The sequence below is a fragment of the Herbaspirillum sp. meg3 genome, assembly GCF_002257565.1.
Lineage (GTDB): Bacteria > Pseudomonadota > Gammaproteobacteria > Burkholderiales > Burkholderiaceae_D > Herbaspirillum.
In genome coordinates, this window is the sequence record NZ_CP022736.1 from 2,923,534 (window position 1) to 2,945,815 (window position 22,282).

Genomic DNA, 22,282 nt, shown 5'->3' on the forward strand with positions numbered 1-22,282 from the left:
CCGCAATCGCTTAATTTTTTATGCAAACTCTGGAATTACTATTGAAAAACCATCTTACGCCAGCATGGCTGTCGGCATCTCAATCGAAACATCTAGGAATCGAAGGTGAGTAAAGAAGTTAAAAGCCCTTGTGTCTCACTTTGTTTTCTGAAGCACGATGTCTGCACTGGGTGTGGCCGCTCCAAATCTGAAATCAAGGATTGGAAGGGCATGAAACACAAGGAGCAGAAGGTGACCGTTGAGCGCGCAGTGATACGGCTGAAGGAAATCCGCAAGAAAGAAGGGAAGCGATAGGCTAGTTGCCGGCGTCACTACCGTTCCACACAAAACCAGTCAACGCTTCATATCCGCGATAGCGACCGATGGCCGGTTCTGCCAATGTCCGCAGAACTCCAGAGCCCGAGGCTCCGACCAGTCATCAACGCATGCTGGAAGCAATAGAAAAATTGCTGCGACCGGCCAGCGTATCGAGTGGTATGCGTACGGCGCTCCAGGACGAGAAGTTTGAGCTAGCACTAGATTCCCTCGACCATCTCTACTGGATTGAGCCGTCTAATCGATAAACGGTTGAATTCGAGGTGCTAATGCGTCCAGGTGGTGTAGGTCGGCTTTTAACGGTACAAGCGGGGCCGGATGACCATTCGTAATTATTCCCTATTTACGGGAACAATTTTATTGTCATTTATTTTCCGTGTACGCGGCACGGCATTGCTATACTTTGTGCGCGCCACCGAGCCTCGCGGGAAACTGCTCTCAGGGATATTTGTCCAAAAAGCCTGCAGAAGAAGGCTTTTAAACGTTGCCGCCGCTTCCCGGAAATCAGTGACTAGCAGACCGAGAAGATTCAGGAAATTTACGGGCATTCCCGTAGACTTGAAAAACCACCGGCAGAGACTGCGCGGGGGTTGATATTGCATAGAGTATTTACTCGTTGTCGTCCGAGGCCAAGTCGTCCGGAACACGGCCTTCTGGGTCACCCGAAACTACAGGGCCATCAATCGACGCAAGTGCATTCCACTCTTCCTCATTGAAAAAGCGCGGTGCGGCTTGCATACGAGCAACAGCGTCCCGCACAACCGCAGTAGCTTGCTGTGGGGCGATTCTTTCCAAAACTGCTGCCATATTTAGCTCCTTTTCAGGGGTTTCTCAAAGCATAAGCGATGAATCTTGTCAGTTGCAAGTGCAAAACCAGCTCGTTCGTACTGCGAAAACAAGCCTTCAACCGGCTGAAGCAATCGGATAGCCTAACAATTGCTACCCACCGTTATGTATAGCGCAGCTAAACTTGTTCTGAGAAAAACCGAATAAAGCATGCTCTGCGATTCCGTAACCTCCCTATCTAACGCGCAGAAATGTAACTGAAATACATGTGACATATTATTGCGTAAAATCTCTGGCGACCTCTTCACGTCCCTATGAAAATCATCATAAGCCGAATAAAAATCGCTATCTACTATGAATATGAAATTCAATCACGATGACTGGAAGCCCCTGTCTGGAGGCATGCTCCTTTACCGAGGCTTCTCGCAAAAAGCACCTGAAGATACGGTTTTAGTGCGCTCGCCTACTGACAGAAAGCCTGCGCACATGCCGTTAAGTGTTCAGCACCAAATGGATGATTGGTTTGAGAAAGAACTCGGTACTAGATTCCGTCAACGGTCCCTATTCACTACCGGCAGCCTTGACGTCGCACGTCGCTATGCGGGCGACCACGGTGAGGTACGTGTTATTCAAGCAATCGGTCCGTTTCAATTCTGCTGGAGTAAAAAAAGCCATGATTTGTACGATGAATTCGAGGCGATGAGTCAGCAGGAAACCATACCCGCCATGCTTGAGCGACTAGATTTCAAATGCAGCGATTTGGAAGGTGCGCTACAGTCTGGAAATGAAATCATGCTTGTGGGCGACGCATTTAAAGCCAGCCGCCATCTATAAATCCTACTAACACTGAAATCGAAATTCCATGAGTGAGCCAGATACTCTAAATGAAGACCCATCCCTGACGCTAATTCGCACCCTCGGCTTGACTGCTGTAGCAGACCGCTATGAACCAGTATGCCCAATTGGTGCATCGTATGGTGGAAGCAGCTTCGTCGGGCGCGACCTAGAGACAGATGCGAAAGTATTCATGAAGTATCTCATTTGCCCTAGAGGTCCAATTGAAAAGGCAAAATTCCAGCTTGAGCGCGATGCGTTGAAGCATCCCGCGCTATTCGACCGGAAAGTTACCCCAACACTTCTACACTACGAGGAGTTTCCCGACCTTCTAACGGATGTCATCGTGACAAACTTCATCGACGGAGAGAGCTTGTCGGCTTGGCTTAAGCGCTCCGGCACTCTTTCAATGGACGAAAAGCTTGCTGTTTTTCATCGAATCGTGTTGGCGCTTTCAGGCGCCACACTCATCTTTGAACACCGAGATGTTCATCCCGGCAATATCCTTCTTCTCCCCCTAGAAACAGTCAAAATGGGGCCAGATTTTGACGAAGAGGAAATAGAGCCTGGCGTGCGAATCTTAGATTGGGGTGAAGCCATGCCTGTTCTCGTTGGCGGATTCCAGGATGAGCCAGACTATCATTTCACTATGGCAGCTGCATCCCCAACGATGCTGAGCGGCTCCATAACGAACCTGCCTCCAGAGACGTTTAAGCCACACAAAAAAAATACATTCTTTGGCGGCGAATATGATAGCTGGGGCATGGGACTGCTTCTGTACAGCCTGTTAACTGACAAGTCTCCTCCTCGCGCACCTAGTCTTGGGCACTATGCTCAAGAGGTTCATGACGGTACGTTGAAGAACTGGGTCAATCGCGAAGTCATTAGCACAACGGCAATAGAAGTTCCCGGCGGCCAGGTCATTCAGTGGCTCCTCCGGTGGCTTTTGGAGATAGACCCAACAAATCGAGCTACTTTGTCAGACGCTGGTCGCGTTCTCTGGGACGTCCGCTATGAAGAATTTTTTACTGATGAAAACGCCATATTAAAGGAATACTTTAAGAACCCGCGGGAATATGTTCCGCCCGGTGGATGGGCACATTCCAGCATCCCTTACTACGACTGATATTAGGATGGGCTATTAAGCATCTTTGCGCTCAATAGCCCAGCATACCGGCGCCCCATTCGTCGGAGTGCAAAGCTGGAATTTATCAATTCTCATGTCGGGCAGGCACCACCTGCAACCTAGCGAGCAGCAGAACGTGTACTTGTTTAACTTCCGTCGGAGCGACTCCGCTTCTGTTCCCAATATGCGGAGCCTCATCTATTCCACATCCCCGTCCTGTCGCATGGAACATCATTAAGTCTCTTTTTGCCAAACCGAATCACACTTTATCTGTAGTGTAAATCGCTATACCCAATGTAACCATCACATTGGAGAAAGCATGGCAACTACACCTATTGCCCGCAGCAAGTCTGCGGCCCTGGCCCGCATTTTGGATTGCGTTCCAAAAGGCTATCATCGCTACACTTGTGGCGTTGTCGCGGCCTCCAAGGCAGTATCTTTAGGGAAGAAATTTCATCTCTTGTACGGAATCGGCTGCACTCCTGCACAGCGTCTCACTAAGAAGAAAAAGGGCCATGCAAACACGCTTCTCGTCGTGTACTGGCCAGTCGACATTGAGGTCGTCGAATGGATACTCCTATCGACTGATGGAGAGGGAATGGAAAAGGAAGACTTGCGTCACGCCGAAGACAAGCCTCGGCTGCACTTCCTAGGTTACGAACTGGTTCGTCGCTCTTCACGAGGAAAAACAACTTGGACGTGGCGCCGGCCCAAGCAAGAAATGGAAAAACTTCATACTCTCCTCGCTTACCAAGCGCGGACCCAAAACTACAGCGCGCTGACGGCAAGTTTAGAGCGTATCGCACGCCAACCCGGATTCCACGGAGTTCTCAGCCAATCGGCGGAACTGTTCCATGCCGCGCGTCGGAATGGGTACACCGAAGCACCACCGAAGTTGTTCTACATGCAAAAAACCAAGCATGGTGAACGCATCTCGGTCGCTCCTTAAGAGCGCTTCCGTGCAGTGCTTGTTATCTAACGTGTGGCTTATGTAAGTAGAACCAGGCAAAAAGACCATCCAAAAATCTCTTGGCCGGAAATAAATGCTATACCTTGAATGTACGATGTTTTTTAAAACGTTCATTCAGATGGAATTTCACTATTTTTCTATAGTCTGCGCGAAGTTTGGAAGTTCTAGTATTTAGATGGGCGATTCGCATATGCTCGACTCAATTTTTGGTATAGAGGTAAATCTCCGTCAAAAAAACGATTCGCCATATCTTCATCGGAAAGACAAGGCATGCGGGCATTAAAATCTAAACCTAATAGCTCACGAGCTTTCCATGAGCCACCTTTCGCAAGACGAATAACATCATCCTTATGCTCTAAGAGTACGTAGTCACTCCACTTTTGAGTCGACATCCCAACGACAAGTAAAATAAGATGACCGAGATAATCGTAGTTCACCCAGTAATTTTCGGTGTGATACATCTCATCATCAATCCCACGCCCAGCCAAACTGGTCCAATATTTTTGGCCGTCTTGCAGCACCGACTGTTCAAATTGCCACGAATCTTTGAGGCTAGTTTCGGCACGCGCAATATTAAATTTTTTTCTATCGTCCATGCACTGAGCGACAAATCGATTTGTGAGCGTGACCTGAAGTCCATCCAATAACCGAATATTCTGGCTTCCAGGTGACGACATGATTTGCGCGATGTCTAGTTCTGGCCACAAATATCGGAGTAGCTTATGATTTCGTTGGCCAGCCTCCGTCAAATTTGGGACGAGAGCCATCGCAATCTTTGCTAGTCGGCGAGCGCAGGCGGAGTATTGAAGCACTATCTTACGGCTTCGGTCACCGTCAAAGGTCGTAAGTCCCAGAGCAATTACTTTCTTTATAGCTCCATTCACATCCTGGCCTCCCCCCCCTCCTCCGAGCCAACTAGGCAACCAATTTACAGAGACGTTTGAAGAGTCGAATTCAATAAGAGTACGCAACGATGCAGCAGCAAAATGGTCATTCATATCTCTCGGTAAATCTGGAAACATCCCATGCATTACTTTAAACGCGCTGGGTTGCGCCTTGACGACCAAAACTCTTGCCATCGCGTTTATATCAGCCACAGTTGGACCGATAAAAAATTCTGCATTAATAAGGTCCTCTGCTGACATACCACTGAAAACTGCTTCTCGGTCTACGGGACTGATGGGTAGAGGATGTGTCGTACGCCAGTTTTCAATAATTCTGCCTCGTTTGTCTTCCAAACGACGCTCAATTGCCTGTTTAAACTCATCAAGTCGCCCGGGATTTATCTCGTAGTCAAGCACCTTGTCTACTAGTCGAAGCAGCCTGCGCTTTTGAAAGAACCACGCCTGCCAGGGTGCGAGTAATTTTTGCAGTTGGCTAAATTCCTTCGGAAGCTTCTTTACTTCCACTCTTGCCGCAGGCTCAATAACGCTTTCCTCAAGGTCATACACTTCAAAGACTCGCCCATCACAAAGCACCACAAGCGTAGCTCTAATGTCAGGATGGACAGCATACTGAAGAGCTTGGAGTAATTCATCAACAGAAAATCGAAGAGGCTTTCTCTTGACTTTCTTTGCTTCAATGACCCAAAACGCTTCTGACCACAGTGTCATGCTGTAGTCAATAAACAAATTTCCCTCTAATACTTTGAGATGTTTTTCACGTTGAAGTGAGAAAAAAGTCTCCTTCTGATACCCAAGGATGCGAATTACAGGGTCAATAATTTCAGCCCGAACATCAGCCTCGGAATATTTCGAAACATCTAGCTTCGCAATCCGTTCAAGCTCTGTTACATCTATGGGAGAAATAGGTTGAAGTGCTTTGGAGTGCAGTAACAAGTCATTAATATCATCCGCTCGATGCAATGGTGGACGTTTTGACGCCATTATTTCCCCTTGTGTTGACCAGCTATATATTAGCGTTATTTATTTTCTGAGATGAAGCTTCAAAACTATCTCACGAAATAACCATGGTCAGGGGAAGTTCACTGCTATCACACACAATAGCTTTCAACAAACGATAGCTTTTTGGACATTCTGCCTTAGCATCATTTTTCTGCGCGCTATACCTCTGGGGATACTCAATATCCTATTCAACAACCAGCGTGTAAAAAGGGGATGAAAATGGCAGTCATTGGATACGCACGAGTCAGCACTGACGACCAAAACCTTGACCTCCAGACCGATGCACTGAAATTGGCCGGAGCAGAGTCCATCTACGAAGAGAAGGCCAGCGGCAAGTCCACTGACCGGACTGTATTGAAATTTTGCTTGAGGTCACTTCGACCAGGAGACCAGTTAGTGGTCTGGCGTCTTGACCGTCCGGGCCGAAACCTCAGGGACCTAATTCGAATTGTGAACGAGCTAAACGAACGCGAAATCGGATTCAAGTCGCTCAGCGAAAGCATTGATACCAGTGGCCACACAGGCATGCTTGTTTTCCATTTGTTCGGCGCCGTGGCTGAATTTGAGCGTTCTCTAATTCGTGAGCGAACCGCTGCGGGTGTCAAAGCAGCTCGTGCCCGCGGGAAGATGGGCGGCCGGCCAAAAGTTCTCGATACTAGGATGGCACGTTCCGCCGGCATCGCAATGCTCAATCGCGATTTATTGGTCTCGGACCTTGTGGCACAGTTCAGGGTAAGCAGGTCAACGCTCTACAACTTGGCTAAACCAGGTGAAGGATTCTGAGACCAAAGAACTTTCCTCCTCTTGAAATGAAAAATGGCCACAAAGAGCGGCCATTTTCAGAAGGGATACACTTTCTTGTACCTAATAATCAGAAAGCCAGCAAGCCCATTTTTCGTGAGTCAGTTTTCGATGCCAATCAACGAAAAGAGTTTCGAAACTGCAAATGTAATTCGCTAAAGCTGTTTTTAGGGGCAATCATTTCGAAGGCTCGTAGTTTTCGGCCTTGCCAACCGCTCTTCGATAAGAGCGTTGAGACGTCTAAATGCTATCTGAGCCGCATAGTTACGTCTACGGTATTCGCTTCCTTGTACTGATGGTGCCCTCCCACAAAAAGGGCAAATTTTCTCATCAATTTTGACGTGTCGTAGACAATTCCCGCACAAATGGAGTGTATTCTTCAATCGTCCCAAGCCTCCTCAACAATTTGAAAAAGTCCAACTCCGAAGGAGGATTGTTGCGCGTCGTGGACCTTGACGATTTTTTCACGGATATTTTGTGCTTTCAGAGCAAGAACACGATGATGGCAATAAGGATTATTGCCAGGTCGCCCCAGAAGAGAATCAGAAGTCCAAACGCACCCGCCCCTGCATACAGAAGAATAGTAGCAAGACTTGCAAAAACCCCATAAAGATGGTTTTTCTACCCGGTTCAATTGAAAATTTTTTCGGTCTGTCCAAATATCCTTCAATCGCCGTCTTTTTACATTTCCTTCTGTATATCTGGACGTTGCAAGTGAGGGACAGCCTTTAATCGTTCCATCTGCCTCGATGCCGATTCCATTTATACCTGCTTGGCATCCATCATAATGGTCTGACATCCGCGTCGGACCTCGCCAAAGATGCTCATAAGGGCCAAAATATCCAATATTATTTCCTGCCTGAAATTCAATCCCTCTCTTGTCGCATTCTTCAAATAATTTCGCTAGAATCGGAAACAATTCGTCAAGAAAATAGGGCTGAAGAAGCAGTTGGGAGTTTTCTACGGCATTCCCCATAGCCACGGTCAACTGAAGTTGCCAAGCTTCAATTCCCGCATCTGCTAGCTCCAACAAAATTTCAGGTAATTGGCGCCAATTCCTTGAATGAATTTGAGTATTTGCAGTTGCTGCTAGCCCATGTTTTTTTGCCCATCGGATGGCTTGCAAAGCAGAGTAATGTGCTCCATTGACTCCGCGAATCTTATCGTGAATTTCTGAAGTTCCATCAACCGAGACCCCAATTGCGGCCAATCCAGAACTCTTCGCTCTGACTATCACTTTCTCCGATAATCCATATCCCCCTGTTTGTAATACAGGTCGAATTCCATAGGAACAAATTCGCTCAATAATCTCGAGCCAATCTCGTCGCAAATAAGCCTCTCCACCTATGACCGCCAGTTCACGAACGCCCAATTCTGCCAGCTCATCTATGAGATGAAATGCCTCTTCAGTTGTTAATTCCCCACTGCGCTGCTCTCCAGCACGGGAACCACAATGATTGCATTTCAGATTACACCGAAGCGTCAGCTCCCAAACGGCATAAACCGGCCGGCGTTCGGTCTTATCAGTCAGCCTAATTAGCCGCACCGGTTGTATGGTCATTATTCAATCCCAACCGAAGGAAATTTTGATATAAGGCCCTTCACTGTCAGAATCCAACAGTGTTTTAAGCGCACGAGCGACCTGTATATTGTCTAATACGACAAAACCATCCCTAATAGCTACGATGTCCTCCTTTGCCAGTTTGATAGCCTCTTTTTCGGCTATCGATGCAAGAAGCTGTTTATGAGCTTCATCCCATTCTTTCGATTCGTCTGACTCTAAGTCATCTGTTTGAGTACGTTTCAGGTACGCGCTTACAGTTGCAAGTTCTCGCATCTCGGACAGATTACCGCGTGCTATGGCTTGGTTTAGTGCTACTCCGTACATCAACATTGGAAATGGCATATCACAATCCCTCAATTAGGTTGCGAAGCAGATAAGCCCTGCTCCAAGCTGTCCAACTAACGCTGGATTCGTTGTCTCCAGAGGCAAAGAAAATCTAGTTTTTATAATTTCAATGAGCTGAGAAGGAGTTAAGTTTGGATTCCTCGACCAATGCACTGCAAACATTCCAGCAGCATGAGGTGATGCAAATGAGGTTCCGGAACAATAGTCAAACCGATTTACGGACTGAGCTGCAAATATGTCGTTCAAATCATAAGGTGTACCGTCACCGCCAGGCATCGAAAAAGATATAGCCTTACCGTAGTTTGAATATTTAGATTTTGATAGTGTTTTAGTAAGGCCGGCTATAGAAATACAAGATGGATAATCAGATGGATAATGTGGTGCATCCGTATCACTATTGCCCGCAGAACAAACACAGATTCCCCCTGCCTGAGACAAAGATGTGAACGCGCGCGCAACTGATGTTAAGTCCTGCGCCCCCTGAAGTTGCCAGCTACAATTGACAACCAACCGTGGTACAGGAAGCCTCTCTCCGCTCTTAGTGATTGCTTCGCGATTTGTTGCAACTTGCGCCAGAAAATTAATCGCCCTTGCTCTTCCAGCATAGCTAGAGTTGGCAGAAGTATCGATGGAAACAGGTAAGAGCTTAGCTGCTGGACATAACCCCAGCGTGTATCCGCCTACCAATGTTGAATCACAGAGTATGCTTGCTACGCTTGTCCCATGTGCCTGTGGCTCAGGCGGCGATTCGCCAAAATGAAAATCATTGTTCTTTGTGTATAGCGCATTAGATAGTCCAGGATGATTAAGCCAAATTGGAGCATCAACTACTGCAACAATGACTCCGCGACCATCGCTAACAGACCACCCAGATTTTCGGTTCAATACACTATGATTCCAGAGTACATCTTGGGGAGGTGATACGCCATCATCTTCTAAGTCGGATACGTCAAAAATATCGGCACCGTCAAGAATATTCGGTTCTGCATAGAGCACTCTTTTGTCTCGAGCCAATTGCTCAAACACCCTTTCGATTGGGATTTCTGTAACACGGTAAAGACCAAACCAGCCGCGTGAATCAAACCATCGAAGACGTAATTTGTAATCTAAAATGACCGAGGCAATTGCTTTTCGCTCTATGCGTGGAAAACCAATGATTAGTTCATTGCTGCGAAATCGCACTCGATTATTTTTTGAATCGCTAAACTCACTGATATCTGTTGGCTGGTCTGCCATGCCTGCGTGTGTTAGTCCCAACAAGTTCGCCTGTTGAATAAACGACTGCACCTGTGGGTGAATATCTCTCTTTTCTTCGGTATTAATGAAAGTAGTTGCGGCTACTTGCTGACCATTATTACCACTGAAATTTATTGTTATTTTATTTAACGGAGCGATATAAGTATAAGTAGGAACATCGAGCCGAGAACGATTGGTTTTGTCGACGGAAACAATCATTTCCCCCCCTCTTAAGAGTCACGCTGAGTAGTTACTTTTACACAAACAGAACACGCAGAATATCCGTCTTGATTGAACCATCTACAGGACTCACGGATTGCGCAATTCGGCACTTCTATTGGGTCAGCAGAAACCAATCCGCTTAAACTCTCTGGAACCAAACACTTAGTTCCGCTCCAGTTCCGACAATGCTTTGTCCTGCATTCAGAGGCGAACCTAAAGCGCTTCTCAGGTTCACGATGCTTTTCCGCTTCGGTAACAAAAGCTTTTGAAACTTGTATTGGAGTCAGAAGTATTACTACGCTCGTAGGACTCGTTGCCCTACCAATTAAAAGGCTATTTTCTTTGCAGGGTGCACTGGGGCACAGCATGGCTAGACTCGATTCGCGACGAAGCCAGCGATACCCTCTAGTGGTCCGCCTGCTAAACCTTCCGTATCATCTATTTTCGCGATTTCGCGCTGGACAGTGTCTTGAAGTGCTTCGTCAATTAAACGGAGTTGTGCTTCAGACAAATTAAGGCTTTTGAGGTCTATCACAAACAGCCCTGACGGTTTGATTGCGTTGACTTTTTTTGGCATTAGTAGCCTCGATTGACTGGATAAGTGGGGGGTACTTTACCTAATAATCCAGGAGCACCATTTTTTCTTTACCAACTTAATTACCATCTAGCTGGAGCGATGCTGCCACAACCAACGCGCTCATGCAAGCACTGAAGGCCACATCGTTCAAACGTCGCTACCTTAGTAGGGCTGCTGAAAAACATAGGGCAGAATAAAAACTCAGCCCCTCAAACAAACCATACGTAGTAGGTCGGAGTCCTAAGCTCCGATATTCCAGAAACCATCACAAGATGGTTTCGGCTATATGTAGTGTGACCGCCGCCACACCACCACCTGACGGTGACATGCCATCAAGTGTTAAGCCGTCACTGAAGTATAAGCATCTGCATAGATACTGATTTGAATAATCGTCGAAGAAAAACTTTCCAGATGTTGCTAACTCCATGCGTGCACCTGGAAAATCCCCCTCATAAAGAGAGTGACGAAAAAGTATTTAAGCTGATTGACGAAATCAGAAGGAAAAATTAAAGTACGACAACTAGTACAAAGTACCGGTACAAGGTGAAAAGCAAGGTCAAAAAACACCCTTGATTTCAAAGCATATTTTTTTTAAGTTCGCCTCTCACACCTTCCGCCAAAAACAGACAAAGCCTTGATTTCGTTGAGATTTCAGGGCTTTTTTGTTTTTCGGAATACATTCGCTCGATAAATCCCTCCTTTTTAAATCCATGCAGGTGGAAGCCGTCAAAATTTATCTGAGCAAATTGCTTGTATTAACTCAATGATTCAACAATAATTGAATCATTGAGTTAATGAGAAAATCATGGATACCAAAGAAACAATAGCTGCGCTCGCCGCGCTGGCGCAGGAGTCACGTCTCGCGGTCTTTCGCTTACTGGTGCAGGCTGGCCCGGAAGGAATGGCGGCCAGCAAAATCGCTGAACAAATATCCGTTACCCCGTCCGCATTGTCCTTCCACATGAAGGAGCTCTCTCACGCCAGCCTGGTGACCTCTCGTCATGAAGGACGCTTTGTCATCTACTCGGCCAACTTCGACACCATGAACGGTTTAATCGGCTTCCTTACCGAAAACTGCTGCGGAGGGAATGTGTGTTCACCCGCTAGTGCATGTCGCGAAAAGGAAGGATTGGCAACTTAAGCTGCCGTTCGTCAATCTCGCAACGTCACCTGCCGAGCCGGATCAACAGGCCGCGTCTTGCGAGTTGCCGGCTTTCCACCCTGCCTCGTTCCGCATCAATACGCTTGGTGCTCTCGGATAGCCAACATAACAAGGACAAAAATACGTGCTCATCGCTTTTACTATCTTCTTGCTGACTCTCGTTTTTGTTATCTGGCAGCCTCGTGGACTGGGCATCGGCTGGAGTGCATCTGCGGGAGCCTTCATCGCGTTGGCGTTCGACGTTATCCAGTTGTCCGATATTCCGGTGGTATGGCACATCGTCTGGAATGCGACTGGCACCTTCATTGCCATCATTATCATCAGCTTGCTTTTGGATAAAGCCGGCTTCTTCGAATGGGCGGCACTGCACGTTGCACGCTGGGGCGGAGGCAGCGGGCGCAAGTTGTTTGTCCTCTTGATATTGCTCGGTGCGGCTGTCTCTGCGCTGTTCGCCAACGATGGCGCCGCGCTGATTCTGACGCCGATTGTGATCGCCATGCTGCAGGCATTGCGCTTCTCGCCGCAAGCCACTCTGGCGTTCATCATGGCCGCCGGTTTTATTGCAGACACAGCAAGCTTGCCGTTAGTCGTTTCGAATCTCGTCAATATCGTTTCAGCCGATTTCTTCAAGATCGGATTTTCACAGTACGTGGCAGTCATGTTTCCCGTCAATGTCGTCTCGGTGCTCATGACTCTGCTGGTGCTGTTTTTGTATTTTCGTCGCGATATTCCGGTCGACTATGACCTCAGCCAGCTCAAAAAGCCGAATGACGCGATTCATGACCGCGCTACTTTCATCGCCGGCTGGTGGGTTCTCGGTCTGCTGTTGGTTGGCTTTTTCTGGCTTGAAAGACGTGGAGTACCGATCAGCGCCGTCGCTGCGGCCGGGGCCCTCATCCTCCTGATTGTCGCCGCAAAAAACCGCATCATCCCAACACGTGAAGTGATCAAGGGAGCACCGTGGCAGATCGTCTTCTTTTCACTGGGCATGTATCTGGTGGTCTACGGATTGCGTAATGCAGGCCTGACGGGATATCTCACGGGCATCTTGAATGGCTTCGCCCAACACGGCGTATGGAGCGCAGCCATTGGCACCGGCTTGCTGACAGCTTTCCTGTCGTCGATCATGAACAATATGCCGACGGTCTTGGTCGGAGCGCTATCGATCGACGCAGCAACAGCGCAAGGTGTCGTCAAGGACGCCATGATTTATGCCAATGTCATTGGAAGCGACCTCGGCCCGAAGATCACACCGATCGGTAGCCTGGCGACATTATTGTGGCTGCATGTTCTGGCGACGAAGAAAATTCAGATCTCCTGGGGATACTACTTCCGGGTCGGCGCCGTGATGACAATCCCGGTTCTGGTGGTGACGCTTTCAGCCCTGGCTCTTCGCCTGACTGCCTGAGCGCTTGAAAATGGACACCACAATCCATAAGCCTGGCTGGTTGATTCCCTCTCTCGGATTGACGCAAATCGCCGGTTTGGTGTCGGCTTCGGTACCACATTGTTCTTGTATGCCACTGCACTTCCCCGCTCCGCAACAACCTCATTTTCATATCAGGATGAATCATGACAACTACGATCTATCACAATCCCGCCTGTGGCACGTCCCGCAATACGCTCGTCCTGATCCGCAATAGCGGGGAAGAACCGATTGTTATCGAGTATCTTCAACATCCGCCCTCGCGTGAAATCCTGATCCAGCTCATCAACGATGCCGGCCTGACCGTGCGCGGAGCCATCCGCCAAAAAGGAACACCTTATGCTGAACTGGGCCTCGACAATCCGGCGTTGACAGACGAGCAATTGCTTGATGCCATGCTTGCACATCCGCTCCTGATTAATCGCCCTTTTGTGGTGACCTCCAGGGGAACTCGCCTATGCCGTCCATCCGAAGTTGTTTTGGATATCCTGCAACATCCTCAACAAGGATCATTTACGAAGGAAGACGGCGAAGTTGTCATCAACGCGGAGGGACAGCGTGTCACACCGGCCAAATGATCTGCAAAGCATCCTCCCCAACATTGCCGATGACTTGTTCAAAGCGCCAACGGCAAAGGACTTTGCCAATATCGGTGCGGTAACGCATGCGCCGCGATTCTTGCTGCTGTACGGTTCGCTACGTGATCGATCCTATAGCCGTTTGCTGACCATGGAAGCAGCGCGTCTGCTTGAAGCGATGGGTGGAGAGGTGAAGATCTTCGATCCGCACAGCCTGCCAATGCCCGATGCCGAGCCGGAAACGCATCCCAAAGTCGTAGAACTGCGCGCGCTGGCACAATGGTCAGAAGGCATGGTCTGGTGTTCGCCTGAGCGTCACGGCGCCATGAGCGGCATCATGAAGGCACAGATCGACTGGATTCCCCTGACGCAAGGCGCGGTTCGGCCAACACAAGGAAAAACACTGGCCGTCATGCAAGTATCCGGAGGTTCCCAGTCTTTCAATGCCGTCAATCAGATGCGCATTCTCGGCCGATGGATGCGCATGATCACCATCCCGAACCAATCCTCCGTGGCGAAGGCCTACCGCGAATTTGAAGAAGATGGCCGCATGAAGCCATCGTCTTACTATGAGCGCGTTGTTGACGTCATGGAAGAGTTGTTCAAATCCACTTTATTGACGCGGGACGTGGCGCCATTTTTGGTCGACCGGTATAGTGAACGACGCGAAACCAGAGACCTGTTGGCGAAACGTACGAATCTCAACGCCATTTAGCCAGTGAGTGTTCGCTACAACACGAAAAACATCCATGAATACACCCGATCTGCAGCCGCCAATTGAAGTGAGAACAGAACCACCTGTTGTGCGATTTCGCGATGCATTTATTTTCTGGCTAAAGCTTGGATTTATCAGCTTCGGCGGCCCGGCAGGACAGATATCCATCATGCACCAAGAGTTGGTGGAAAACCGGCGCTGGATATCTGAGCGGCGCTTTCTGCATGCCCTGAATTACTGCATGTTATTGCCAGGTCCGGAAGCACAGCAATTAGCTACTTACATCGGCTGGCTAATGCACCGTACGCGGGGCGGAATTGTTGCCGGCGTCCTGTTTGTCCTTCCATCGCTCCTGATTCTGATTGTGTTGTCATGGCTTTACATCGCGTTTGGCAATCAGCCGTTGATAGAAGGCTTGTTCTACGGAATCAAGCCTGCGGTGACCGCGATCGTTTTACAGGCGGCGCATCGCATTGGCTCACGCGCTCTCAAAAATAGCGCTCTCTGGACGATTGCTGCGGCGTCGTTCGTTGCTATTTTCGCCCTCAATGTCCCCTTCCCTGTCATTGTCGCCGTCGCCGCATTGATTGGTTACGCTGGAGGGAAAATTGCGCCATCGAAATTTTCGGTCGGCGGCGGTCACGGCGTGGCGCAAAAATCGTTTGGAAAAGCAATCATCGACGATGACACGCCAACACCACTGCATGCACAATTTCACTCGATGAGGCTGTTTAAGATTGTCTTCATCGGAGTACTTTTGTGGGTGATTCCGATGGGGGGACTGGTCGCGATATATGGCTGGAATCACACCTATACTCAAATGGGATGGTTTTTTACGAAGGCGGCATTCATGACCTTCGGCGGTGCTTACGCCGTTTTGCCGTATGTCTATCAAGGCGCCGTCGCACAGTTTTCGTGGCTGACGCCCACCCAGATGATTGATGGCCTGGCCTTGGGTGAAACGACGCCCGGCCCCTTGATCATGGTGGTGGCATTTGTCGGCTTCGTTGGTGGGTATGCAAAGGCTGTCTTGGGTCCCGACAATTTGTTTCTGGCCGGCGCGATTGCCGCGACGCTCGTGACCTGGTTCACTTTTTTACCGTCTTTTTTATTCATTCTCATCGGCGGCCCGCTCGTTGAAGCGACGCATCAGGACATCCAATTTACCGCCCCTCTGACTGCTATCACCGCGGCAGTGGTAGGCGTGATATTGAATCTGGCCACATTTTTTGGATTCCATGTGTTATGGCCGCAAGGATGGGCGCAGCGTTTTGACTGGATATCCGGACTCATTGCACTTGCAGCACTGATTGCATTATTCCGCTTCAAACGAAATGTGATTCACGTCATCATCGCATGCGCCTTGCTTGGGCTGCTCGCCAAAACATTCCTTTAAACAGAGAACCTGCAATTGAAGACATAAGGTCGCCGGTGAAGCTGGCGAACCTCATGCAGGATCTGACTTCCGTGACATACCTGACAAATACACATCACGGAGAACACAACCCATCAATTGACTAAGATAATTTATGCCACCACCTAAAAACAACACTCCCCCTTTACCCGATATCACATAATATTGAAAACGAGATTTCGACTCTCAGATTAATCGACACGCGGACATGCTGAAACCAACTATTAGCCGCATCGGCATCCCCCACCTCTTCACCGCTCTCTTCACAGTGCAGACGAGTAGAAAGTTTCTTGGCAGATTTTTATTTGCAATCTTGTTGACCGGCATTGGTATTGATTCTTGTTTTAGCAAAGAATTGACAATCGGCGTCTACGCTAATCCTCCAAAGATCTTTTTGGACAAAGATGGCGCCGCAGCAGGAATTCATATCGATCTGATCCGCCAGATCGCGGAGCAGGAACACTGGACTCTGCGCTTTATTCCGTGTGAGTGGCAAGCCTGTTTGCTAGCAGTGCAGCACGGTGAAATCGACCTGCTTCCTGATGTCGCCTACACGGATGAGCGGGCCTCAATCTTTGATTTCCACAAGGTGCCTGCGCTTTACAGCTGGTCCATCCTCTATCGAAACAAAAATGTTGCCATCAACTCCGTTTTTGATCTCAAAGAAAAACGCATCGCATTACTATCCGGCTCTGTTCAGGCAGACTATTTCAAGCAACTCTTGGAGAACTCGGGAATAAGTGTCAGTTTTGTTCCCGTAACCAGGCTCGAACTGGGATTTCAAGCAGTTGAAGCAGGAAAAGCAGACGCTGTCATTGGAAGCCAGCAAGCTGGAGATATGTTGGCCGAACGCCATGGCTTATCTGACACGCCAATTGTTTTCCAACCGGTGAAATTATTCTTTGCTTCAGCCAAGGGCCAGAACAAGGATGCCTTGGACGCAATTGATCGCAACCTACGAGCCTGGCAAGAAGATTCGCAATCCATCTACTTTGAGATTTTACGAAAATGGGGACGTGGCTCGCGCTCTCAGATAGAAAGAACTGTTGTATGGGGGCTGATTGCCGCCATTGGTTTATTTTTGAGTGCGCTTGGAATCGCTGCCTATCTTCGACGAGAGGTCGAGATACGCACGCGCGAATTACGCAACAGCGAGAAATCTTTGCGGGTGGCGGCCACCGTATTTCAATCACAAGAAGCCATGTGGGTCATGGGCCCGGATCATCGCATCCTCGATATCAATCATGCTTTCGTGAAGGTGACCGGCTTCAATCTTGCCGAGCTTATTGACAAGATGACTCTACCCTTCTGTCTTGCCCAGGGCGAACCGGACTACCGGGACGAGATGTGGAAAATAGTGAAAGAAACTGGTCAGTGGGAAGGCGAAGTCCACGCAAAAAAGAAAACCGATGAACGATACATCGCTCGCCTTACCATGACCGCCGTGCGTGATGTCGCCGGGAAAATTACTCACTACGTAGGAACCCAGACAGATATCACCCAGCAAAAGCTATTGCTGGAAGAAACAGTCCGGCTTGCCTATTATGATTCGCTGACTGGATTACCCAATCGGCGGCGGCTGATTGAACGCATTCAGTCGTCTATTGCGATCAATGCAGACAACAATAAAAACTTCGCGTTGATCGTCATTGACATCGACAATTTCAAGGATCTCAACGACTCGTTAGGGCATGACGTTGGCGATCAGCTTCTCAAGAAAATTGCAAATCGCCTCGTGGCCACTGCCGACTCGGCGGAAAATGTGGCCCGCCTGGGAGCCGATGAGTTTGTCGTTTTGCTTCAAGGGATAGAACGCTCGGACTCTGATCGGGTAGTTCGGCGGTTTGCTCAGCGCATCTTGACAGCCATGAACGATCCGTTTGAACTTGCGGGATTGAGTCATCATGCCACCTGCTGCATCGGTGCATCTCTTATGCAGAATGAGGACTCAACCGCACAAGACATGTTACGGCGTGGTGATTTGGCAATGTATCAAGCAAAGAAAAATGGACGTAACACTTTTTGCTTGTTTACAGTCGAGATTGAAAATGCCGTCAACTTCAGAACAGCACTTGAATTTGACTTGCGAAAAGCAATTGATCAGGAAGAATTTTTTCTTCACTATCAGCCGCAGGTTGATTTGCAGGGACAACTCATCGGTGTAGAGGCCCTGCTGCGCTGGCAGAGTCCGGAGCGTGGTCTGGTGCCTCCGGGCCTATTTATTCCAGTCGCTGAGACATGTGGATTGATGTTCAAAATTGGTCAATGGGTTCTCCGCCAGGCCTGTGAACAGTCAGCAAAATGGGAACGGGAAAGCCCCGAAAAACCTATAGTGATCGCCGTCAACGTTAGCGCAATTCAGTTCTGCAATCTGGAATTCACGTCCGATGTCTCAAACATCATTACTCAGACTGGCGCCAATCCGGCTCGCCTTAAAATGGAGCTGACGGAAACAATGATGGTCGAGGATGTGCAGGCCACTGTCGAAAAAATGTACATGTTAAAACACCTCGGCATTTCGTTATCGCTGGACGATTTCGGAACAGGATATTCATCTTTGTCTTTGCTGAAACGCCTGCCCATTGATCAACTCAAAATTGATCAGTCATTCATCAAAGACATTCTTGTCGATGCGAGTGATGTCGCAATTGCAAAAAGTATCATCGCCCTCGGTTCTGCATTGGGTGTCGATGTGATTGCCGAAGGTGTCGAAACGCTTGAGGTCAGAGATTTTCTTTCTACGATCGGATGTACAAAATACCAAGGTTACGCGTTTGGCCGGCCAGGACCTGCCGATCAATTGCGCTATTGATACTGGCACTTTTCTTGCGAATGCTCCCTGTCAATGAATCCTGATGCTAGTTCTTCCCTGACAGCGAGGTATCGGCAGCAGAAGAATCTCATCTTCATCCGTCCTGCTTCACCAGCCCAGGATTGATTGCCAGCAGCAACCAGGGCTTGATTTCCGATCGTACGAAGACACCGCTGATCGCAAACGGATCCTGATCGCGCAGGGCCTCTGCCTCCTCCTTCGTTGCGACTTCGTAAATGATCAGACCGCCACTACCATCCGAGAACGGGCCTCCCATTGACAGCTTGCCAGCGTCGAGCAGGCTTTTCATGTAACGCTGGTGATCGGGGGCGTGTATTGCGAGCTTTTCCTTGTCGTCCGTGTAGCCGACGTAATTGATGAATTTCATGACTATCCTTGTCCGGTTGATATGGTGGTAAATCCAGGGGTTTCGTAAAGGCAAACACGAAGCCGATGCATATCATCATCCCGATTACCGCCGCGCAGATAAACCACCTGCCGCTGAATTGACTATTCGGCATTGGCAAAGAGTGCTGCCGGGACGGTTCATCACCTGCAGCCGTGCACGTGAATCTGCCAAAGTCTCTACAATCTCAATCACATTAATTCACGAAATTGCATTTGGTCTCGTCACCAGTAAAATCATGAGCATCCATTCGATCCCGCTCTCTCCCGCCCAGGCGCGCGCCATCTGGCTGTGCGCGCAACGTCTTGACGAACCGGCTCCTTTCGGCGCCGGCGCCGAGGCAGTCAGGCTGGCGACCGAGCATCTCGGTTATGTACAGATCGACACCATCAACGTCATCGAGCGCAGCCATCATCACATTCTCTACACGCGTATTCCCGACTACAAACTGAACGATCTGGAACAGGCGCAATCGGTCGACAAGTCGGTATTTGAATATTGGACGCATGCCCTGGCTTATGTACCGACAACCGCGTTTCGCCATTTCATTCCGGCGATGGAACAACGGCGGCTCAATCCGCATTCCTCGTTTGATGGTGTGGACGAAGCCGACTATGCCGCGCTGCTCAAGCGCATCCGCAAGGAAGGCGGTTTGTCGATCCGCGATATAGAGGACGACGTACTGGTGGAAAAAACGCATCCCTGGGGCAGCCGTAAGCCATCGAAAAAGGCTTTGCGCTGGGGATTTTTCATCGGCGATCTGGTGATCAGCAAACGTACCGGGATGATCAAGACCTATGAGCTGGCAGGACGCCATTTCGGCTGGCAGCGGCGGCCGGCGGCATCGAAGGAAAAGCAATTCGCAAAATATCTGACGCAACGCGCGTTGCAATCGCAAGGCATCGTCAGTCTGGACTCGATCTGCTATGGGAACGCACCGATGAAGGCGATGGTGAAAGAATTGATTGCTGCCGAGGTCAAGCGCAAACAGCTGGTGCCTGTGCATCTGGATGGCGCACCAAAGAGCCAGCACTGGATCACGCAGGAGCAACTGGAGACGGTCATCGCAACGACCGAGCCGGTCTCGGGAGAACGCGTGCACATCCTGTCGCCCTTCGACCCGCTGGTCATCCAGCGCAAGCGGCTGGAATTGTTCTTCGGCTATGAGCATCGCTTCGAGGCCTATGTGCCGGCGGAGAAGCGTGTGCTCGGCTATTTCGCCCTGCCGGTGCTGGCTGGTGACCGTATCGTCGCGGCGATCGACCTCAAGATGGACCGTCAGGCCGGCAAGCTGCGCATGCAGAAGTGGAGCTGGATTGCGAAGAAGTCAGCGCCGCTGAAAAGTCTTATCGAGGAAGAACTGCATCGCTTTGAACAATTCCAGAAACAATCGATGCGTTCGACTCAGCCTCAGGACGAAGACTAGGCGCCAACATAACCAAGCATGTTGCGCGGCGTGACATCGGTTGCCGGACGCATTGCGCTGCGCTCGTCCAGCGCTGCCGCTTCTGCTTCTGCCTTCGTATCTGTTTCTGACGCAGCGATGTTGAACACTGAAACCGATTGCACCAGACTGTCGGCCTGACGTGTCAGTGCATTGGCGGCCTCGGCGGTCTGATCGACCAGCGCGGCGTTTTCCTGGGTGGACTTATCCATTTCCACGACCACGCGGCTGACTTGTTCCAGGCCTTCTGCCTGTTCCCGTGTGGCGATCGAAATTTCATTCATGGTGTTCATGACGGTATTGACCGATGTCACAATCTGCTCCATGGCACGACCGGTTTCGATCACCTGGGACGATGCCAGATCGATGCAGGCAGCGGATTCGCCGATCAAGACCTTGACCTCCTTGGCCGCTTCGGCGCTGCGCAATGCCAGCGAACGCACCTCCGTCGCCACCACCGCAAAACCTCTGCCCTGCGTACCGGCGCGCGCTGCCTCGACCGCCGCATTGAGCGCCAGGATATTGGTCTGGAACGCAATGCCGTCGATGACGCTGACGATTTCAGAAATCTTGTTGGCACTGACGGAGACCTCTCCCATCGTGCCGACGATCCTTGCCATGAGCTCGCCACCTTTGACGGCGTCGCCTGCCGCCGTTGCCGCCAGTTGGTTCGTATGACGGGTATTCTCTGCATTCTGCTTGACGGCGGCAGATAATTCTTCCAGCGTCGCGGCAGTCTCTTCCAGCGACGAGGCCTGCTGTTCGGTTCGCGCCGCCAGGTCGATGTTTCCTTCAGCGATGTTGCGTGCGCTACGATTGACGTCTTCAGTACCGTTGCGAATGGAGGAAACGGTTTCCACCAACCCTTGCTGCATGCGCTGCAATGCACCCAGCAAGACGCCGATTTCATTGCGGGAAGCGCCTTCCACCGGCGAACTCAGATCGCCGCCGGCGATACGGTCGAAATGCATGCCGGTGGTAGCCAGCGGACGCAGCAAGACGCGGTCAAACAACATCCAGTACAAGCCCACCAGCAACAAAGAAAAGATGAACAAGCCACCCGCCAGATAGACGGCGATCGTATAACGCTGTTCCGAGGCGATGCTCAGGGTATCGCGCACCGATTCAGCATGGCGAATAACAGTACGCAAGGTCGACGCAAATACACGATCGGCCTCTTCGGCACTGCTGGTGGCTGCAGCATAGGCATCAAGCGAGACGTCGTAGAGCGCTACTTCACGCCCCTCCAGCACCTTGGTATAGGCATCGTAGGCCTGACCGACTTGCTGCGACCGTTCTGCCAGGCCGGACACCGACTTGTCGCCTTTGCGATAACTTTCAAACGTTTTCTTGGCTTCTTGCAGCGCCATCGATGCCTTGCGCGTGTAGTCGTTGGCCTTGACCTGATCGCCGCGCACCAGATTGATGTAGGCGTTATCCATGTTGATCAGCGTGGACTGAAACAGTCGTTCGACTTCGTGCAGCGGCTGGATCTGCTTGTCCGACAGATCGATCAGTTCATTCATGGCCTTGGCCGATTGGCGCGTATCGGTCCAGGCGATGAATACCGCCGTCCACAAAGCAAGCGAAAAGATGCCGAGAACGAACAGGAGGCTGGTACGGATTTTCAGTTTGGCGAACATGG

Annotated in this window: 20 protein-coding genes; 12 read left to right on the forward strand and 8 right to left on the reverse strand. The window is 49.9% G+C overall.

Annotation, left to right across the window (positions count from 1 at the left end):
- Nucleotides 1–105: 105 nt before the first annotated feature.
- Nucleotides 106–294, forward strand: coding sequence for a DUF1289 domain-containing protein (locus hmeg3_RS13035; RefSeq protein ID WP_094564098.1), 189 nt, complete (start codon nt 106–108; stop codon nt 292–294).
- 630 nt (nt 295–924) lie between these two features.
- On the opposite strand, the gene hmeg3_RS13040 is transcribed toward hmeg3_RS13035, so the two are convergent.
- Complete coding sequence (locus hmeg3_RS13040; protein ID WP_094564099.1) at nt 925–1,122, reverse strand: hypothetical protein; 198 nt, start codon at nt 1,120–1,122, stop codon at nt 925–927.
- Nucleotides 1,123–1,455: 333 nt separating this feature from the next.
- On the opposite strand from hmeg3_RS13040, the gene hmeg3_RS13045 reads away from it, so the two are divergent.
- The 3 genes from hmeg3_RS13045 to hmeg3_RS13055 all read left to right on the forward strand — a co-directional run bounded on the left by hmeg3_RS13045 (nt 1,456) and on the right by hmeg3_RS13055 (nt 4,010).
- The gene (locus tag hmeg3_RS13045; RefSeq protein ID WP_094564100.1) at nt 1,456–1,935 is read left to right on the forward strand and encodes a hypothetical protein; all 480 of its coding nucleotides are present in this window, start codon (nt 1,456–1,458) and stop codon (nt 1,933–1,935) included.
- A gap of 28 nt (nt 1,936–1,963) precedes the next feature.
- Nucleotides 1,964–3,061, forward strand: coding sequence for a hypothetical protein (locus tag hmeg3_RS13050; protein ID WP_094564101.1), 1,098 nt, complete (start codon nt 1,964–1,966; stop codon nt 3,059–3,061).
- 319 nt (nt 3,062–3,380) lie between these two features.
- Nucleotides 3,381–4,010, forward strand: a complete 630-nt coding sequence (locus hmeg3_RS13055) for a hypothetical protein (protein WP_094564102.1) — start codon at nt 3,381–3,383, stop codon at nt 4,008–4,010.
- Nucleotides 4,011–4,195: 185 nt separating this feature from the next.
- Here the strand turns inward: hmeg3_RS13055 and hmeg3_RS13060 are convergent, their stop codons facing one another.
- On the reverse strand, nt 4,196–5,917 hold the full coding sequence (locus hmeg3_RS13060) for a hypothetical protein (protein WP_094564103.1): 1,722 nt from the start codon (nt 5,915–5,917) through the stop codon (nt 4,196–4,198).
- 237 nt (nt 5,918–6,154) lie between these two features.
- Here hmeg3_RS13060 and hmeg3_RS13065 point away from each other — a divergent pair, with 237 nt between their 5' ends.
- The gene (locus tag hmeg3_RS13065; protein WP_094564104.1) at nt 6,155–6,718 is read left to right on the forward strand and encodes a recombinase family protein; all 564 of its coding nucleotides are present in this window, start codon (nt 6,155–6,157) and stop codon (nt 6,716–6,718) included.
- A 397-nt stretch (nt 6,719–7,115) separates the two neighbouring features.
- Here the strand turns inward: hmeg3_RS13065 and hmeg3_RS13070 are convergent, their stop codons facing one another.
- The 4 genes from hmeg3_RS13070 to hmeg3_RS13085 form a co-directional block, all read right to left on the reverse strand.
- Entirely contained in the window at nt 7,116–8,297 is a 1,182-nt protein-coding gene (locus hmeg3_RS13070; RefSeq protein WP_094564105.1) for a radical SAM protein, read from the reverse strand.
- 3 nt (nt 8,298–8,300) lie between these two features.
- Entirely contained in the window at nt 8,301–8,642 is a 342-nt protein-coding gene (locus hmeg3_RS13075; RefSeq protein ID WP_157739266.1) for a DUF1843 domain-containing protein, read from the reverse strand.
- Nucleotides 8,643–8,657: 15 nt separating this feature from the next.
- A complete protein-coding gene (locus tag hmeg3_RS13080) occupies nt 8,658–10,100 on the reverse strand; it encodes a S8 family serine peptidase (protein WP_094564107.1) in 1,443 nt (480 codons plus the stop codon).
- A gap of 373 nt (nt 10,101–10,473) precedes the next feature.
- On the reverse strand, nt 10,474–10,680 hold the full coding sequence (locus hmeg3_RS13085; RefSeq protein WP_094564108.1) for a hypothetical protein: 207 nt from the start codon (nt 10,678–10,680) through the stop codon (nt 10,474–10,476).
- A gap of 805 nt (nt 10,681–11,485) precedes the next feature.
- On the opposite strand from hmeg3_RS13085, the gene hmeg3_RS13090 reads away from it, so the two are divergent.
- The 6 genes from hmeg3_RS13090 to hmeg3_RS13115 all read left to right on the forward strand — a co-directional run bounded on the left by hmeg3_RS13090 (nt 11,486) and on the right by hmeg3_RS13115 (nt 18,787).
- Nucleotides 11,486–11,821, forward strand: a complete 336-nt coding sequence (locus hmeg3_RS13090) for a helix-turn-helix transcriptional regulator (RefSeq protein ID WP_094564109.1) — start codon at nt 11,486–11,488, stop codon at nt 11,819–11,821.
- Between the two features lie 145 nt (nt 11,822–11,966).
- Nucleotides 11,967–13,250, forward strand: a complete 1,284-nt coding sequence (locus hmeg3_RS13095) for an arsenic transporter (protein ID WP_094564110.1) — start codon at nt 11,967–11,969, stop codon at nt 13,248–13,250.
- A 164-nt stretch (nt 13,251–13,414) separates the two neighbouring features.
- Nucleotides 13,415–13,846, forward strand: coding sequence for an arsenate reductase (glutaredoxin) (gene arsC / locus hmeg3_RS13100; protein WP_094564111.1), 432 nt, complete (start codon nt 13,415–13,417; stop codon nt 13,844–13,846).
- A complete protein-coding gene (arsH, locus tag hmeg3_RS13105) occupies nt 13,827–14,561 on the forward strand; it encodes an arsenical resistance protein ArsH (RefSeq protein ID WP_094564112.1) in 735 nt (244 codons plus the stop codon). The genes arsC and arsH overlap by 20 nt, the downstream gene beginning before the upstream one ends.
- Nucleotides 14,562–14,595: 34 nt before the next feature.
- Entirely contained in the window at nt 14,596–15,957 is a 1,362-nt protein-coding gene (chrA, locus tag hmeg3_RS13110) for a chromate efflux transporter (RefSeq protein ID WP_094564113.1), read from the forward strand.
- Between the two features lie 226 nt (nt 15,958–16,183).
- Nucleotides 16,184–18,787 (forward strand): EAL domain-containing protein, encoded by a 2,604-nt coding sequence (locus hmeg3_RS13115; RefSeq protein WP_094564114.1) that lies wholly within the window; start codon nt 16,184–16,186, stop codon nt 18,785–18,787.
- Nucleotides 18,788–18,881: 94 nt separating this feature from the next.
- Here the strand turns inward: hmeg3_RS13115 and hmeg3_RS13120 are convergent, their stop codons facing one another.
- Nucleotides 18,882–19,175 carry a YciI family protein gene (locus hmeg3_RS13120; protein ID WP_094564115.1) on the reverse strand — a complete coding sequence of 98 codons (294 nt, stop codon included), beginning with the start codon at nt 19,173–19,175 and terminating at the stop codon, nt 18,882–18,884.
- A gap of 256 nt (nt 19,176–19,431) precedes the next feature.
- On the opposite strand from hmeg3_RS13120, the gene hmeg3_RS13125 reads away from it, so the two are divergent.
- Nucleotides 19,432–20,619, forward strand: a complete 1,188-nt coding sequence (locus hmeg3_RS13125) for a winged helix-turn-helix domain-containing protein (protein ID WP_094564116.1) — start codon at nt 19,432–19,434, stop codon at nt 20,617–20,619.
- On the opposite strand, the gene hmeg3_RS13130 is transcribed toward hmeg3_RS13125, so the two are convergent.
- Nucleotides 20,616–22,280: a methyl-accepting chemotaxis protein gene (locus hmeg3_RS13130; RefSeq protein ID WP_094564117.1), complete on the reverse strand. Its 1,665-nt coding sequence runs from the start codon at nt 22,278–22,280 to the stop codon at nt 20,616–20,618. The two genes, hmeg3_RS13125 and hmeg3_RS13130, sit on opposite strands and share 4 nt — an antisense overlap.
- Nucleotides 22,281–22,282 lie beyond the last annotated feature (2 nt).

Bases quoted from the DNA above. Each gene is read 5' to 3' on its own strand.
- hmeg3_RS13065 (WP_094564104.1), top strand. From the start codon at position 6,155: ATGGCAGTCATTGGATACGCACGAGTCAGCACTGACGACCAAAACCTT.
- hmeg3_RS13090 (WP_094564109.1), top strand. From the start codon at position 11,486: ATGGATACCAAAGAAACAATAGCTGCGCTCGCCGCGCTGGCGCAGGAG.
- hmeg3_RS13070 (WP_094564105.1), bottom strand. From the start codon at position 8,297: ATGACCATACAACCGGTGCGGCTAATTAGGCTGACTGATAAGACCGAA.
- hmeg3_RS13050 (WP_094564101.1), top strand. From the start codon at position 1,964: ATGAGTGAGCCAGATACTCTAAATGAAGACCCATCCCTGACGCTAATT.
- arsC (WP_094564111.1), top strand. From the start codon at position 13,415: ATGACAACTACGATCTATCACAATCCCGCCTGTGGCACGTCCCGCAAT.
- hmeg3_RS13125 (WP_094564116.1), top strand. From the start codon at position 19,432: ATGAGCATCCATTCGATCCCGCTCTCTCCCGCCCAGGCGCGCGCCATC.
- chrA (WP_094564113.1), top strand. From the start codon at position 14,596: ATGAATACACCCGATCTGCAGCCGCCAATTGAAGTGAGAACAGAACCA.
- hmeg3_RS13075 (WP_157739266.1), bottom strand. From the start codon at position 8,642: ATGCCATTTCCAATGTTGATGTACGGAGTAGCACTAAACCAAGCCATA.
- hmeg3_RS13080 (WP_094564107.1), bottom strand. From the start codon at position 10,100: ATGATTGTTTCCGTCGACAAAACCAATCGTTCTCGGCTCGATGTTCCT.
- hmeg3_RS13060 (WP_094564103.1), bottom strand. From the start codon at position 5,917: ATGGCGTCAAAACGTCCACCATTGCATCGAGCGGATGATATTAATGAC.
- hmeg3_RS13120 (WP_094564115.1), bottom strand. From the start codon at position 19,175: ATGAAATTCATCAATTACGTCGGCTACACGGACGACAAGGAAAAGCTC.
- hmeg3_RS13115 (WP_094564114.1), top strand. From the start codon at position 16,184: ATGCTGAAACCAACTATTAGCCGCATCGGCATCCCCCACCTCTTCACC.
- hmeg3_RS13085 (WP_094564108.1), bottom strand. From the start codon at position 10,680: ATGCCAAAAAAAGTCAACGCAATCAAACCGTCAGGGCTGTTTGTGATA.
- hmeg3_RS13055 (WP_094564102.1), top strand. From the start codon at position 3,381: ATGGCAACTACACCTATTGCCCGCAGCAAGTCTGCGGCCCTGGCCCGC.
- hmeg3_RS13045 (WP_094564100.1), top strand. From the start codon at position 1,456: ATGAATATGAAATTCAATCACGATGACTGGAAGCCCCTGTCTGGAGGC.
- hmeg3_RS13040 (WP_094564099.1), bottom strand. From the start codon at position 1,122: ATGGCAGCAGTTTTGGAAAGAATCGCCCCACAGCAAGCTACTGCGGTT.
- hmeg3_RS13130 (WP_094564117.1), bottom strand. From the start codon at position 22,280: ATGTTCGCCAAACTGAAAATCCGTACCAGCCTCCTGTTCGTTCTCGGC.